At 58.8% G+C, this 15,116-nt stretch carries 13 protein-coding genes; 10 read left to right on the top strand and 3 right to left on the bottom strand.

All coding sequences use genetic code 11. From position 1 onward, the window contains the following. The first annotated feature begins 13 nt into the window (after positions 1 to 13). Positions 14 to 433, top strand: coding sequence for a peptide deformylase (locus DXB86_RS05630; RefSeq protein WP_055250721.1), 420 nt, complete (start codon positions 14 to 16; stop codon positions 431 to 433). Positions 434 to 564: 131 nt separating this feature from the next. Further along, positions 565 to 1,530: a choloylglycine hydrolase gene (gene bsh / locus DXB86_RS05625; RefSeq protein WP_117736467.1), complete on the top strand. Its 966-nt coding sequence runs from the start codon at positions 565 to 567 to the stop codon at positions 1,528 to 1,530. Positions 1,531 to 1,740: 210 nt separating this feature from the next. On the opposite strand, the gene DXB86_RS05620 is transcribed toward bsh, so the two are convergent. Beyond that, positions 1,741 to 2,652, bottom strand: coding sequence for a DMT family transporter (locus tag DXB86_RS05620; RefSeq protein ID WP_117736466.1), 912 nt, complete (start codon positions 2,650 to 2,652; stop codon positions 1,741 to 1,743). A 118-nt stretch (positions 2,653 to 2,770) separates the two neighbouring features. Between DXB86_RS05620 and DXB86_RS05615 the strand changes: the two genes are divergently transcribed. The 6 genes from DXB86_RS05615 to DXB86_RS05590 all read left to right on the top strand — a co-directional run bounded on the left by DXB86_RS05615 (position 2,771) and on the right by DXB86_RS05590 (position 10,620). Further along, on the top strand, positions 2,771 to 3,628 hold the full coding sequence (locus tag DXB86_RS05615; protein ID WP_233504161.1) for a LysR family transcriptional regulator: 858 nt from the start codon (positions 2,771 to 2,773) through the stop codon (positions 3,626 to 3,628). 202 nt (positions 3,629 to 3,830) lie between these two features. Continuing rightward, a complete protein-coding gene (locus DXB86_RS05610) occupies positions 3,831 to 5,312 on the top strand; it encodes an aminotransferase class I/II-fold pyridoxal phosphate-dependent enzyme (protein WP_117736526.1) in 1,482 nt (493 codons plus the stop codon). A gap of 227 nt (positions 5,313 to 5,539) precedes the next feature. Beyond that, on the top strand, positions 5,540 to 6,574 hold the full coding sequence (locus DXB86_RS05605; protein WP_117736464.1) for an amidohydrolase family protein: 1,035 nt from the start codon (positions 5,540 to 5,542) through the stop codon (positions 6,572 to 6,574). A gap of 25 nt (positions 6,575 to 6,599) precedes the next feature. Continuing rightward, positions 6,600 to 7,847 carry a hypothetical protein gene (locus DXB86_RS05600; RefSeq protein ID WP_128620467.1) on the top strand — a complete coding sequence of 416 codons (1,248 nt, stop codon included), beginning with the start codon at positions 6,600 to 6,602 and terminating at the stop codon, positions 7,845 to 7,847. Between the two features lie 18 nt (positions 7,848 to 7,865). Next, positions 7,866 to 8,984: a neutral/alkaline non-lysosomal ceramidase N-terminal domain-containing protein gene (locus tag DXB86_RS05595; RefSeq protein ID WP_117647440.1), complete on the top strand. Its 1,119-nt coding sequence runs from the start codon at positions 7,866 to 7,868 to the stop codon at positions 8,982 to 8,984. A 193-nt stretch (positions 8,985 to 9,177) separates the two neighbouring features. Further along, positions 9,178 to 10,620, top strand: coding sequence for a PTS transporter subunit EIIC (locus DXB86_RS05590; protein ID WP_117736463.1), 1,443 nt, complete (start codon positions 9,178 to 9,180; stop codon positions 10,618 to 10,620). A gap of 123 nt (positions 10,621 to 10,743) precedes the next feature. On the opposite strand, the gene DXB86_RS05585 is transcribed toward DXB86_RS05590, so the two are convergent. Together DXB86_RS05585 and DXB86_RS05580 are read right to left on the bottom strand one after the other, a co-directional pair. Next, positions 10,744 to 11,667, bottom strand: a complete 924-nt coding sequence (locus DXB86_RS05585) for a LysR family transcriptional regulator (RefSeq protein WP_117736462.1) — start codon at positions 11,665 to 11,667, stop codon at positions 10,744 to 10,746. Between the two features lie 36 nt (positions 11,668 to 11,703). Next, positions 11,704 to 12,114 (bottom strand): peptide deformylase, encoded by a 411-nt coding sequence (locus DXB86_RS05580; RefSeq protein ID WP_117736461.1) that lies wholly within the window; start codon positions 12,112 to 12,114, stop codon positions 11,704 to 11,706. Positions 12,115 to 12,319: 205 nt separating this feature from the next. On the opposite strand from DXB86_RS05580, the gene DXB86_RS05575 reads away from it, so the two are divergent. Next, positions 12,320 to 13,735 (top strand): MFS transporter, encoded by a 1,416-nt coding sequence (locus DXB86_RS05575; protein WP_117736460.1) that lies wholly within the window; start codon positions 12,320 to 12,322, stop codon positions 13,733 to 13,735. A 152-nt stretch (positions 13,736 to 13,887) separates the two neighbouring features. After that, entirely contained in the window at positions 13,888 to 14,796 is a 909-nt protein-coding gene (locus DXB86_RS05570; protein WP_117736459.1) for a hypothetical protein, read from the top strand. Positions 14,797 to 15,116 lie beyond the last annotated feature (320 nt).

The raw sequence follows: 15,116 nt of genomic DNA, 5'->3' as shown, positions 1-15,116 counted from the left end.
TATGGAGGAACGTATGATTAAAGAGCTTTGCCACGACGAGGCTATCCTGTCCCAGCGTTGCGAGGTTGCGACCGTCGAGGACGAGTCGGTTGCTCAGGACCTGATCGATACCATCAAGTCGCTCGACGATGCCGGCTGCCTTGCCGCTAACCAGATTGGCGTTACCAAGAAGGTCTGCGTCTACCTGGACGACGCCGGCGAGCCCCACGTGCTCTACAACCCCCGTCTGGTGTTTGGCCTGGGCGCCAGCAAGATGGAGGAGAGCTGCCTGACGCACGAGGAGGTCACCAAGTCCACGCGCTATATCAAGTGCAAGGTTGCCTTTGACCAGATCGTCGATGGCAAGATGCGCGAGCGCAAGCAGGACTTTGTCGGCTTCGAGGCGCAGATGATTCAGCATATGATCGATCACTGTCTTGGCAAGCTTGTCTAGGGCGACCACAGCACCGCACTTCGTCGTTTTTGGTCCGGGCGTGACATTGTTGTCATGTCCGGGCTTTTGTGTTTAGCGCCTTTTTGTTTGGTGACAATAACCTTAGCAGGACCGTAAAGCTAGGAGGCGCTATGTGCACGAGCATTCGATTTACCGATAATTCTGGCCACATGTATCTGGGCCGCAACCTCGACTGGAGCTTTGACTACGGCCAACAGGTTCGCGTGATGCCGCGCGGGTTCCACATTCCGTATTCGTTTATCGACGATGCGTCGGCGGCACACGCGGTAATCGGCATGTGCATCGATTACAAGAACTATCCCATGTTTTTCGACTGTGGTAACGATGCGGGTCTGGCTGTGGCGGGGCTCAACTTTCCCGGCTATGCCGAGTATGCCGAGGGCCCTGTCGACGGCAAGAACAATATCGCGGCCTATGAGTTTCCCCTGTGGGTGGCAGCGACGTTCTCGACGGTCGACGAGGTCGAGGCCGCGCTGCGCGACACGGTGATTGTCGCCAAATCTGCCGGAGAGGGGCTGGGCGTGTCGCTGCTCCATTGGATTATCGGCGACAGCCGGCGCAGCATCGTGGTCGAGATGATGGCTGACGGCCTGCATGTATACGACGATCCGGTCGACACCCTTGCCAACCAGCCGACCTTCCCGTGGCACATGGAAAACCTGCGCACCTATATCACCGCCACAAGCGATTTTCCGCAGACGGCGACATGGCGTGGCGCCGAGCTTAAGCCCTATGGAGCCGGTGCCGGCATGCGCGGCATTCCGGGCGATTGCTATTCGCCGAGCCGTTTCGTAAAGGCGGCGTACCTCAATGCCAATTACCCGCAAAAGGAGAGCGAGACCGAAAACGTCGTTCGCATGTTCCGCTCGCTCGAGGGCGTGGTGATGATCGAGGGAGCGTCCAGGATGGGCGATGGCAAGTTCGAGAAGACTATCTACACCGGATGCTTTAGCGCGCGCACGGGCAATTATTACTACGCGATGTATGGGGATCCGTCGATTCGCTACGTGAGCCTGATGGATGCCGAGGGCGCGAGCCCCGATAGGCTCGTGGTTCCCGAGCCGCGCCGTTCGTAGCTCATAGCTTTACTGCAATGCAAAATGGCCCTGCATCTCCCGTGAGGTGCAGGGCCACTGTCATCGATGTGTGACGTCGCTAGAAGTTGACGTCGTTGAGCTGGGCACTCTCGAGGCCGTCGAGCTGTTGCTGTTCGGGCGTATCGGCGACGCTCTCGAGCAGCTCGGTGGGATCGATAGGGCTCGTCGGTGGAAACTGAAGAGGGGCTTTTAGGCGCGCGCTGCCTGGGCAGTGCCAGCCTTTGTACTTGCGCGCTTGCCGGCGAGTTCGCAAAAGAGCGCGCCGCCGATGATAAGCGCGGCGCCCATCAGGCGGACCGGCGTTATGACTTCACCCAAAAGGACGGTCGAGAACACGACCGCCGAAAGCGGCTCGAGGTAGCCGACAACCGCGACGGTCTGCACAGGCAGCTTGGCGACGGCGCTAAAGTAAAGCAGGCAACCGATGCCGGTGTTGACGACGCCGAGCATAGCGACGGCACGCCAATCGATGCTTGTGGCGATGCCGGGGGAGAAAAACGAGGGGGTGCCTTGGGTGACGAGTGTGAGGACCAGCGCGGTCACAAAGGCGGCGCTTAACTGGAGCGCAGAGTTCTCGAGACCCTCGATGCGTGGCGCACCCTTGCTAGCGATGACCATCAGCGCATAGCAAAATGCCGAGGCGATGCCGCAGACGATGCCCGCAATGGGCATGTTGCCGCCGAGACCTTGCGCTGCAATGAGAAAAGCGCCGCAGGCGACGGCGATAAAGCCGGCGATTTTGCCGCCGGTCAGTTTTTCGCCAAAGATAAACGGCGAGAGGGCCATGACGATGATGGGGCCGCAGTAGTACAGCAGCGAGGATACGCCGACGCCGATCGTCTGATAGGCTCGAAACAGAAAAATCCAGCTGGCGCCCAACGCAGCTCCCGAGAGGATCAGGGCCGCAGCTTCGCGAGGGCGGGATGGCGCCTGCAGTTTATGGCGTTGGGTGATGGCGAGGATGGTGACAAGCGAGAAGGCTCCCAGAAAGGTGCGCAGCAGCACGATATCGGAGCTCGGCAGCGCGATGGCCGCGGCAATGATGCCGTTGGAGCCAAACAATAGCAATGCTGCTAAGTATGTAAACAGTCCGTTGTTCATGCGCTGACATCCCCTCTATATCCGAGCATGTTCACTATGGGTGAACTGGCTTTAGAAGAAAAGCGAATATAATGCATGGTTAACATGATAAAAACTCATGCAAAGATGGAGGCGTGCCGTGGAAACGAATATTCAAAAGATGCAGGTGCTGCTCGAGACCGTGCGCGCCGGCAGTTTTACGCGCGCCGCCGAGCGGCTGAACTATTCGCAGTCGGGCGTGAGCCGTATGGTGGCCGATCTCGAGGCCGACTGGGGCTTTAAGGTGCTCGATCGCAGCCGCGAGGGCGTGACGCTTTCTGCCGATGGGCGGCAAGTTATGCCGGCGGTCGAGGCGTTATGCGAGGAATTTGTTCGTTTGCAGCGACGGGTGGATGAGATGCGTGGGCTCATGCGCGGCAAAATCTGCATCGGTACGTTTTCGAGTGTGGCGACCCACGTGCTGCCGCCGGTGATTGCGCGCTTTCGCGCCGATTATCCGGACGTTGATTACGAGTTACTGATGGGCGACTATTCAGAGATTGAACAATGGGTGGCGGAGGGCCGTTGTGATCTGGGCTTTATCCCGCATGAGCCCCGAGGAAATGGGATGACATCGCGATCTTTGGTGCGCGACGAGTTGATGGCGGTAGTGCCGGTAGACTCCTTGCTTGCTAGTGAGGGGGCCGTCTCGCTTGCCGACTTGGCCAACGAGCAGTTTATTCTGCTGGAACGCGGCACCGATGACGAGATTACGCCGCTGTTCCGTCGGGCGGGGCTGACGGTGCGCTCAAAACTGTCGACCTGGGATGACTATGCGATTATGGCCATGGTCGAGGACGGCTTGGGCGTGAGCATCCTTCCGGCGCTCATCTTGCGGCGCTGCCAGTTCAATGTCGCCATTCGTCCGCTCGAGGGACGTCCCCATCGGCAGATTAACGCCATATATCGAACGGCCGACGTTTCGCTTGCTGCTGCTCGATTCCTTGAATACCTCTAAATGGGCGTACGTCGTTGTCGACTTGGGATAAATCTCGGGGTTTGGCTCACTTTATTTTTGGAATTGAACTTTTCGGAATAGCACCGCGCTATACTGCTTGCTAAATTGAACTACGGTTCAATTCGTGTCCTATAAATTGAACTTTGCCAGCAAGGAGGTTCCTGTGGCCCAAGAGACGTTTAGCGATCGCCTGCGACAGACTATGTCCGATCGCGACGTTCGCCAGTCGGACGTGATCCGCGCATCGGAGATGCTCGGCAAAAAACTCGGCAAGAGTCAGATGAGCCAATATGTGAGCGGCAAGACGATTCCGCGGCGTGATGTGGCAGAGCTGCTCGCCCGTATTTTGGAGGTCGATGTTACCTGGCTGCTCGCCGGTGACGCCGATCAAGGCGAGACGTCCTCGTCCCATAACGTTGCCAAATTCGAACCTAGTCCTTCAGCTCAAATTCCAAGGAGCACCACCATGCGTACTTTTTCTAAATCCACCAAGCTCGATAACGTCCTGTATGACGTGCGCGGTCCCGTCGTCGACGAGGCTGCCCGTATGGAGGACGAGGGCGAGCGCATCCTCAAGCTCAACATCGGTAATCCGGCGCCCTTTGGTTTCCGCACGCCCGATGAGGTCATTAAGGACATGCGCCAGCAGCTGCCCGGCTGCGAAGGCTATTCCAACTCGCGCGGCCTGTTCTCCGCGCGCAAGGCGATCATGCAGTACTCGCAGATCAAGGGCCTGCCCAATGTTCAGATGGAGCACATCTACACGGGCAACGGCGTGTCCGAGCTCATCCAGCTTTCGATGAACGCGCTGCTCGATAACGGTGACGAGATTCTGATCCCCAGCCCCGACTATCCGCTCTGGACGGCGTGCGCAACCCTTGCCGGTGGTCATCCCGTACATTATTTGTGTGATGAGCAGGCGGATTGGTATCCCGATCTGGAGGATATGGAGTCTAAGATCACGAGCGCGACCAAAGCCCTCGTCATCATCAACCCCAACAACCCCACGGGTTCCGTCTATCCGCGCGAGGTGCTCGAGGGCATCGTCGAGGTTGCACGCAGGCATCAGCTGATGATCTTTGCGGATGAGATCTACGACCGCCTGTGCATGGACGGCTACGAGCACGTCTCGATTGCCTCGCTCGCTCCCGACCTGCCCTGCGTCACCTTTAGCGGCCTTTCCAAGTCGCACATGATTGCGGGCTATCGTATTGGCTGGATGGTGCTTTCGGGCAACCAGCGCTGCATGAGCGACTTTATTATGGGCATCAACATGCTCTCCAACATGCGCCTGTGCTCCAACGTGCCGGCTCAATCGATCGTTCAGACGGCACTCGGTGGACACCAGTCCGTCAACGACTACATCCGTCCCGGCGGCCGTGTCTACGAGCAGCGCAACTTTGTGTATGAGGCGCTCAACAAGATTGACGGCATCTCGGTGGTCAAGCCGCGTGCGGCGTTCTACATCTTCCCCAAGATGGATGTTAAGAAGTTCAACATCACCGATGACGAGCAGTTTGCCCTTGACCTGCTACACGAGAAGAAGATCCTGATCACCCGCGGCGGCGGCTTTAACTGGGATGAGCCTGATCACTTCCGCATCGTGTACCTGCCGCGCATGGAAGTGCTCAAAGAGTCCCTCGAAGATCTCGCCGACTTCTTCGATCATTACCGCCAGTCGTAACGACAAAGGTAGCCTGTACTAAAACGGCCGGCCCGCAACGGATGCGGGCCGGCCGTTTTCTGTCTAAGCCCGTGCTGCTAACGCTTTGTCTCTTTGAGCGAGCAAGGTTCGCGTGTGAGCGGTAAGTTCTATTCCAAAATGGAATACAGTAGGCTTAAGCTGGAATTGATGCCCGGGTACCCGCTTTTCTAGAATGTTCTCAACAAGATGAAAGGCGGTTCCAACCAATGATTATCGATGCAAATTCCTACTGGTTCGACGAGCGCATCTTTCATGACGAGACGCTCTGCGAACAGTTTTTGGCCGAGGTGCCCCGCGCCTACGACACCGAAGGCTATCTGACCGTGAATTCCGTCGGCAAGCGACAGATCGTGATCGAGATGCCCGCCGGTTCTCCGGGCCTTAATTACATCGAGGGCGACTACACCCTCGAGAAGCGCTTGGCCGATATGGATGAGGCGGGGGTCGACAAGGCGATCCTCAAGCTCCCCGGCTGCCACGAGTGGATGTCGCTCGAGATGTGTCGGCGCTTCAACGACGGTATGGCCGCTGACGCGAAGGCGTCAAATGGCCGCCTGATTCCGCTTGTCGCTGTGCCACCCTTTGGCACCAAGGCAAATTTAGAGGAGCTCGGCCGCAGGCTCGACGATGGTTTTGCGGGTGTGCAGCTCTGCGCTCACTACGGCAAGCGCTATCTCGACGACCGGGTTTTCTCGAGCTTCTTCGAGCACCTGAACGAGCGCAACGTCACCGTTTACGTCCACCATGTTCCCGTACCGGTCGAGAACGAGTCGCTTCTCGCGTACGACAACCTTCGCCGCTCTTATGGTCGCTGCGTCGACCAAACTACGGCGATCGGCCGCGAGATCTTTGGTGATTTCTTCGAGCGCTATCCTAATATCAAGATGGTCCACTCCATGCTCGGTGGCGCATACTTTGCGTTCAAGGAGATGCTGCTGCCTCACGGCCCCAAGCGCCCTGATGCCTCTGGACGTTTTCAGGTCGATACCGAGACCGTTTCCAAGCGCCTCGAGAACAACATCTATTTCGACATGTCCCATGCCCAGCCTTGGGGCAAGACACTCCTCGCCTGCGCGGTTAACGTGTTGGGTGCAGACCATATTGTTTTTGGCACGAGCTATCCGGTTAAACGCGAGTGGCTCACCGAGGGTGTCGCCTGCGTTCGTGCCGCGAGTCTGAGCAATGCAGACACAGATCTTGTGCTTGGCGGCACGGCGCAGCGACTGTACGGTGTCGAGTGAGCGGCAATCAGAGGGGGTGTCTGCCATGGACAAAGGAGAGATGAGGGCTGGGGCCGCCCGTGCGGCCATCGATCTTGGGGGCGTATTGCCGTTTGACGGTTTCGACGAACTCCGCCATGAGGTCTTTGCCCGTGCTCTTGTCATCGAGGGGGCGGGGCGACGCTCCTGCATTCTTTCGCTTGAGGTCACATCGATTGCTCCGGCTCTGCTCGCCGATCTGCGTGAGGTCGTCGAGGATGCCGCCGGCTGCAGTGGCGCTTACTCTTGGGTGGTTCCTACCCACACGTTTTCCATGCCTCACGTTCGCACTCCCGGGCATCTTGCCGATGCTGCTGCCCGCGATCGCAACGAGCGCTATCGCGCAGCGCTCATCGCCGCCGCCCGCACGGCTGTCGAGCGGGCTGTTGCGGGCATTCGCTCCGTCACACTCGCCACGGCGGAGGGCGACTGCCCCGTGAACGTTAATCGCGACATCGAGACGCCGGCCGGCTGGTGGTTGGGCTCGAATCCCGAGGGGTTTGCCGACCACGCGATGCCCGTGCTCGCCATGAGGGATGCCGGGGGCGAGTACGTTGCCGTACTTGCGGCGGCGGACGTCCAGTCCTCCGTGCTCGACGGGTCGCGCGACTCCGAGGGGAGACGCGTGGCGAGCGGAGATCTCTTTGGTTTTGCCGCCATGTCACTCGAGCGTGAGCTGGGCGGCGTTGCCCTGTTGCTGCCGGGCGCCGCGGGCGACCAAGGTCCGGCGGAGCGCGCCATGAACGTCACGTTCGATGCCGCCGGCGTGAAGCGGACGGTCGATGCCCATGAGGACGGATACCGCATGCTGCACCAGCAGGGGCAGGTCTTGGGCGATGCTTTGATTGAGGCCGCTCGCATGGCACGTGAGGATAGCGCTGCCGGCATCGATGCTCGCACGGTCGACGTCCTCCTGCCCGCTCAGACACGCGCCGATTTTTACTCTTTGGCTCCGCATCGAACGTATGAGTTTCATGCTGCCGGTGAGCAGCACACGAGGGTCTATCTGCTTCGGCTGGGAAACGTCGAGCTTGTCGGCGTGCAGCCCGAGGTCTCGAGTACATTCGGCGCCACCGTGCGCGTCGCCCGGTCCGGCTCTGTGCTCTTTGCCACGCTCGTCAACGGCGGACAGAAATACCTACCGGCCCCCGACGCGTACGAAAAGATCACCTATGAGGCCATGAACTCCGGTTTTGCCGCCGGCTCCCATGAGCGCCTCGTCGATATCATCATTGCCGCCTTGAATGCGGCGTAACACAGAAGGAGAACGTGCATGAACATTGGACACGCGCGCCGCAAAATCACCCCACAGGGCGACATCTACCTGATTGGCTATCGCAATCTTCCCAACCGCCTGGAGCCTGCGACGGGCATCCATGACGACGTCTACGCCAACGCCATTCTCTTCCAGCAAGGCGAACGCGAGGTGTTTCTCTTTAATGCCGATGTCCTCGAGTTCGAGGAAAGCATGGCCGAGGAAGTCAAGACAATGCTCGCCGAGCGCTACGGCATTGACCGTGATTGCGTCCTGCTCTCGGCGACGCACGACCATACTTCAATCGTCGCTTACCACCGCAGCTGGTGGACGGGAAAATTCGACGAGAACTACTATCGCTGGCTCCTCGATACCATTTGCCAATGCTTTGAGGAGTGCCGCGCCAATGCGCAGCCCGCGATTTGCCGCCTGGGCAAGCAGGTCGTCACCGGTTTCTATGACAACCGCATCATCCCAGGCGAACTCGCCGACAATGAGGTCATTGTCGTTTCGTTCTTCGATACCGAAGGCAAGCCATTTGCGGGCTTTGTGAACTGGGCGGTGCATTCCGCTTGCGTCGGGCCCGATTGTACGGAGCTCACGAGTGAGCTTGCCGGCCTTACCGGTAAAAAGCTCGCCCCGAGCCTCGGGTACTATCCTGCCATGGTCGTGGGCGCTGCTGGCGACTGCAGCGATCGCAATTTTCGCCAAGGTCGTGGCATCCCCGAGGTCGAGCGCGTGTCGACCGGTCTTGCCGAGGCGATTTCCCAAATCAAGCTCGATCGCGAGGTTAAACTCGACCGTATCGAGCCCCAGACGTTCTATCACACCGTCGCCCATGACGATTTTTCGCTCACGCTCAAGTGCGCCGTTATCAGCTTGGGTGGTATGCACCTCTTTGTGTTTCCGAGCGAGCTCGGCAGCGACCTTGGCGTTCGCATGAAGCGCGAATGTCCGGTTGAGGGGATTGTCTGCGGTTATACCAACGGCTATTACGAGTACTTCCTTCCGGCGCGTGAATACGGCCTCTCCTTTGAGACCGAACGTACCCAGATTCCCCAAGGCGAACCGGAGCGCCTATGCGATAAGTTCTGTCAAACCGCGCGCCTTCTCGGCGCGCCAGATTCGCGCCTGTAGTTTTGCCGCCACGGCATGGGACCCATGAGGGTCGCGGCCGTGTGATCGGCGTTCTTATTTCCCTTGTTATCTCCCATCCCGGACGTATATGCGCCCGCGGATTTTAAAGGGGAGGCGGGTTCTGTGGCTCCCCACGTCGACTACGGGGGTCTGGAATCAATGCCATACCCCGCTCAGAAAAAGGAGGAATACCATGAAATACCAGCAGCTTTGCGATGGAATCATCGCAAAGGTCGGTGGCCGAGACAATGTGCTGGACGTGAGTCACTGCATTACGCGTCTCCGCTTTCACCTCAAGGACGAATCGCTCGCCCAGACCGATGAGCTCAAGGCCATGAAGGGTGTCGTTGACGTCATCCAGGCCGGTGGACAGTATCAGGTCGTAATCGGTGCCACCGTCGAGTCCGTCTACAATGAACTCGTTCAGATCGGCGGGTTCGACGCCAAGCCCGCGCTTGATATCGATGAGGGCGACAATGTCAAGAAGGGCGATCCGTTCTCGCGCCTACTCGCCATCATTTCCGAGATCCTGCAACCGGTTCTTGGCGTGCTTATGGCCGGTGGCTTCATCAAGTCGATGCTCGCCCTCTGCACGGTTGCCGGTTGGCTCGCCAAGGACAGCAATACCTATGTGACGCTCTCGGCAATCGGAGATTCGGTCTTCTATTACTTCCCGCTTATCATCGGCTGGACGGCTGCCAAGAAGTTCGGACTTAAGCCCGTTATGGGTATGGCCCTCGGCGGCATCCTCGTCTACCCGACGCTCGTTGCCCTTATGGGTGGAGACCCGCTTTACACGCTCGGCACCGGTACGGTCCTTGAGTCCAATGTCTACGGTGATATCTTTGGCATCCCGTTGATTATGCAGAACTATTCATCGACGATTCTGCCTGCGATTTTCATCGTCTGGATCGCCTCGAAGGTGCACAAATTCCTTTCTGGCGCACTGCCCGCGCTTGTGAGCTCGTTCTTCTCCAACATTTTGACGCTTCTCATTTGCGGCATCCTGGGCCTGCTTGTGGTCGGTCCGGTCATGACGGTCCTCTCCAACATCGTTGCCCAAATCATCCTGGCGCTCATCAACTTCCAGCCCGCCATCGCCGGTTTTGTCATCGGCACGTTCTGGAGCCTGCTCGTCATGTTCGGTCTGCACTGGGGCGTCATTCCGCTGTGGTTCATCGATGTCGCAACCTACGGCTATGACCTCATCAACCCTCTCGTATACGCAGGTGGGTGCGCCATCGCCGGTGCCGTGCTCGGCATGATCATTCGAACCAAGGATTCCGAGGAAAACGCTGTCATCAACATCCCTGCTCTCGTCTCGTCGATCTTCGGCGTCAACGAGCCCGCGCTTTACGCCATCCTGCTGCCGCGTAAGCGTCTCATGTGGGCGACCTTCATTTCCGCCGGTGTCGGCGGCGCCATTGCCGGCCTTATGGGTGCCAAGCTCTATGCCTTCGGTGCCTCCGGTCCGCTCGGCTTCCCGAGCTTTATCAACCCCGCTGGCATCGATTCGGGCTTTATCGGTCTTGTCATCTCCGGTCTGGTCGCCTTTATTTTGGCGCTTATCGCCGCTATGGTGATCGGCACCAAGAAGGACGAGGGCGGTCAGACCCTCAACATCTCGGTGGACTAGTCCATCTACCCGCTTTGATTTAAAAGGCCTCGGACGGCAGCTGTGCTGTCCGGGGCCTTTTGCGTTTTGTACCGTTGTCGGTTGGTTTGTGGGGCATCTCAAAAGTGGCGGTGTGTGCTGGGATTACGACGACTGCGGCGCTTCGGAGGTCATGCGGCCGCCCTGTAGAAGCTGGCGATAGGGGAGAAAGCCGATAAACGAGACGACGGCTTGCGAGTACGCAGCGCTCCGTTTGAGGTAGAGCCTGACCTCGGAGGTCGTTGCAGGCTCGAGCGGCACGAGGGCCACCTTGCCGCCGGCGAGTGATTCGGCAGGCTTGCGCATGAGCAGCGAGACGCCGGCATCGCGCGCGACAAGCGAGATGATGTTTTCTGCCCGTTTGCCGGTAAACGTGACACGTGGGCTGAATCCTGCCTTGCGGCAAAGGGAGAGGGTGAGTTCGCTCACGAACGAGCCTTGGGGAAGCATAAGGAAATTCTCATCGATAAGGTCGTCGATCTCGATGGCGTTGCGCTTGGCGAGTGGATGGTCGAGCGGGATAACGGCCACGAGCCGGTCGGTTGTAAAGGGGATTTTTTTAAACTCCGGCTCGATGACGCCGCCGTCGCGGATGAAGGCGAGGTCGATGTCCTCGCGCAAGAGCATCTGCTTGAGTGCGCTGCCTTCGCCCTCGATGAGCTCAACGGAATACGAGGGGTTCGCCTGCTGGAAATCGATGACGGCGTCCGTGATTCCATAGGGAGCCATGATGGGGATGGAGCCCACGGTGATGCGTTCGAGTGGTTCATCTGCGGCTATCTGGATGGCAGCGAGATAGCGATGCTGGAGCGTCGCTATCTTTTGTGCATAGGGGAGGAGCGCTTCGCCTTGCGCGGTGAGCGTAACGTGGTGTTGACTCCGATCGATGAGATTACAGCCGAGCTCGCGCTCCATTGCCATAATGTGCTTGGAGAGAGTCGACTGCGACATGAAGAGCAGCTCCGCCGCATCGAGAAACGTACGCGACTGCGCCAAGATGGCGAACTCACCAAAACGGCTGATATCCATAGGGTAGCCTCCGGTTCCCTCATGTCGGCAAGTAACCTAGATCACGATTCCTTGGCAGTGGTCGATTTCGTGTTGGATGATCTCGGCGGTGTAGCCCGAGAAGTTTTTGATGCGGTGGACGAAATTCTCGTCCAAATACTCAACCTTAATGCGGCGATAGCGAGTACAGGGGCGCTCGCCGGAAAGCGAGAGGCATCCTTCGCTCGTCTGATAGGCATTGACCTGCTCAAGAATTTGAGGGTTGTACATCAGGAGCGCCCTGTTTCCGTCCTTTACGCAGATGATGCGTTTGCGCACGCCGATCATGTTGGCGGCGAGGCCCACGCAATCGTGCTCATGCTCGTGGAGCGTATCCAGGAGGTCCTGCCCGGTTGCGGCATCATCGGGTCCTGCGTCTTCGGAAGGCAGACGCAAAAAGAACTCGGATTTCATGATGGGCTTAATCATGGCGGGCTCCTCATGTCTCATGCTTTCGTGGACTTTTAATAATAGCGCGGAAGGAAAGCTGCGCGTCTGCGTTACAATCTTTCGACGTTGGACCATGTTGCCAGATTCGTCGCGTACGGCGTCTGGCGTAAGTCTAGGGCTCATTTTTCGCCCTGGACTGTTCCTCTGGGGCGATGCGACTGTCGTTCCAAGAGGAAGGAAATGCATGGGGAGCAAATCTCAGCAACAAGTTCAGACAACGCCATCGGCCACTTCGGCGTTTCTCGCCGTAATGTATATCGCAGCCTTTGTTGCCGCCTTTAACGAGAACATCATTAACGTGGCGTTGCACGACATCATGGCGGCCTTTTCGGTGAGTGCCACCACGGCGCAGTGGCTTGTTTCGGGCTACATGATCGTGACGTCGATCTTTACGGCCATCATGGCCTTTCTTTCTGGTCGTTTCTCGACGCGCAAGCTGCTGTTTTTCGCATGCGGATGCACGGTCGCCGGAGAAGTCCTGTGCCTGGTCGCCCCGTCGTTTACTGTTTTGCTGCCAAGTCGTATTTTGCAGGCTGCGGGATCGGGCATCTTGTTTCCGCTCATGATGAATGTAGTGCTATCTTGCGCTCCGCGCGAGAAGCTCGGTCTGTATCTGAGCCTGGGCGGTGCCTGCATTACGCTAGGGCCGGCGTTTGGGCCTGTGATTAGTGGTCTTATGTGCACGTTGTTTGGCTGGAGAGCGGTGTTCGTAGTGCCGCTGGTGGGCGGTGTCGTGGTCGCCGCGGCGGCAGCAAAGCTCGTTCGGAATGTCGGAGAGCGCTCGAACACCACGCTTGATATTCTGTCGGTTGTTTTGCTCACTGCCGGCATTACGGCGTTCGTGTATTCCGTAGGCGAGTTCTCGACCAATGTGATGGCCGGTATCGCGACGCTTTTCGCCGCTGTTGTGGTGCTCGGCCTGTTTGCGGTTCGTCAGCTCAAGCTCAAGCATCCGGTGCTTAACGTGCGTCCCATGGCGAGCGTTCGTTTTTGGCCTGCATGCCTGCTTGTGGTGGTGTCGATGATGACGACGTTCTCGATGAGCGTTTTGTTGCCGCTCTATTTTGAGGGCGCATACGGGATGACCGCACTTGTCGCGGGTTTGCTCATTTTGCCGGCGATCGCCTGCAACGCCGTGACCTCGATTGTGGGCGGACGCGTGATGGATGCCCGTGGTGCGTGGCCGCTGCTGCCGGTCGGCTTTGCCCTGATCGCTGTGGGGCAGACGGCAATCTCGATGACCGCGGCAAGCATGAACATCGGCGTTGTCGTGCTGCTGACCGTTGTGGTGTATGCCGGCGTCGGTTTGGTACTGAGCCCCTCGCAGACCGCCGGTTTGGAGACGCTTCCCGCCGCTGAGCATCCTCACGGAACGGCATTGCTTAACACGTGGAACATGATTGCCGCGTCGTTTGGTCCGTCGCTGTTTATCGGCCTGCTTTCGAGTTCTGCGGTGGCTGCTGGAGCCGCAGGCGTTGCGTCGGACGTTGCCCAGGCGATAGGATTTGCAGCCGCCGTGCGCGTGGCGGCCGTGATTGCCGTTGTCGGGTTCGCGGTGTCGCTGGTGTACGCTCGCCGCGAGTCGCACATGTCGCATTAATGTGTGCACATAGATTCTGCAGCTAGATTGGATGGCGACACCATAAACTAATGGACGTTTTGCCGAGAGGCATGAATGTATAAAGCGCAAAGAGTGCGCGACGGGCCCCGCGAATGGGGCGATGATGCCCGAGAGGGCCAAGAAGGAGTCTCATGTCTGAGAACGAAGAGATCATGAACGAGACCGAGAACGAGACCATGGCTGCCGAGGTCGAGGCAGTCGAGACCGTGGAGACCGAAGCTGCTGAGGTTGAGGCTGCTGACGAGGTTTCCGCCGAGGAGGCCGAGGTTGTCGAGGCCGCCGCTGATTACGATGACGAAGAGCTGATGGACAAGATGCAGAAGGCCGCCCGCCTGCTGCGCAGCCGTCGCTTTGCTATTTCCAAGGAGGAGGAGGCCAAGGCCGAGCGCATGGCGAACATCGAGCGCGCCATCAAGCTTCTTGACCTCAAGCCCAAGATGGAGCAGAAGGAAATGTCCGACCTGCTGGGCATGCGCCTTCGTGAGCTCGATGGCCTGATGGCCGAGGCCGAGGCTGCCGATCTGGTCGGCCGCATCGACGACGCCGAGGGCGATATGCGCAAGATCGTCGTCTTTGCTGCCGAGGATGCCGCTGAGGGCCTGGTCGAGCTTGCCAACAAGAAGGAGAAGCTCCTGCCCGAGCTTTCTTACGAGGAGGCCACCGAGCTGATGGCCGCTCTCGATAAGGTCATCGCTCCGCTCGTCGCCATGGGCCTGGACGAGGACCGCGGTCCTCGCGGCGGCCGTGACGAGCGCGGTGGCCGTGGCGGCGACCGTGGCGGTCGCGGCGGCTTTGGCGATCGCGGTGGCCGTGGCGGTGACCGCGGCGGTCGCGGTGGCGATCGCGGTGGCCGTGGCGGCTTTGGTGACCGTGGCGGCGACCGTGGCGGTCGCGGCGGCTTTGGTGGCAACCGTGGTGGCTATGGCGATCGCGGTGGCAACCGTGGCGGCTTTGGCGGCAACCGTGGTAACGACCGCGGCGGTCGCGGTGGCGACCGTGGCGGCCGTAACGGCGGCGGCTTCCGCGGCAACCGTTTCTAGGGGTTACGCGGTTCTACGAACCGCGTAACTAGTTGACGCTGCAAACCCGCCAGAACGGCAATCTGCCTTTCAACTTCGGCGGCATGATCAAAAGATCAATGCCGCCTCGTTTCAAGGCACCTTGCTCGCTCTGGCGGGTTTTCGCTGTCGGTACCAAGGCATCGGCGTTGCCTTGATCTAAACCTACCAAAAGGGGACAGGTTTATTTGGTCGGTTTTATCTGGACAAACGTGGTCGTCTATCGCAATATGGTCGTTGGGGACGTTCTTGTTTGACTAGTCGTTTAAGAACGTCCATTACAGTCGAAATTGTCAGCCCGG

Origin of the sequence: Collinsella sp. OM06-18AC (genome assembly GCF_003438785.1) — a bacterium.
Lineage (GTDB): Bacteria > Actinomycetota > Coriobacteriia > Coriobacteriales > Coriobacteriaceae > Collinsella.
Note: the sequence above shows the minus strand (reverse complement) of the source record. Positions and strands in the feature narration are given on the sequence as shown.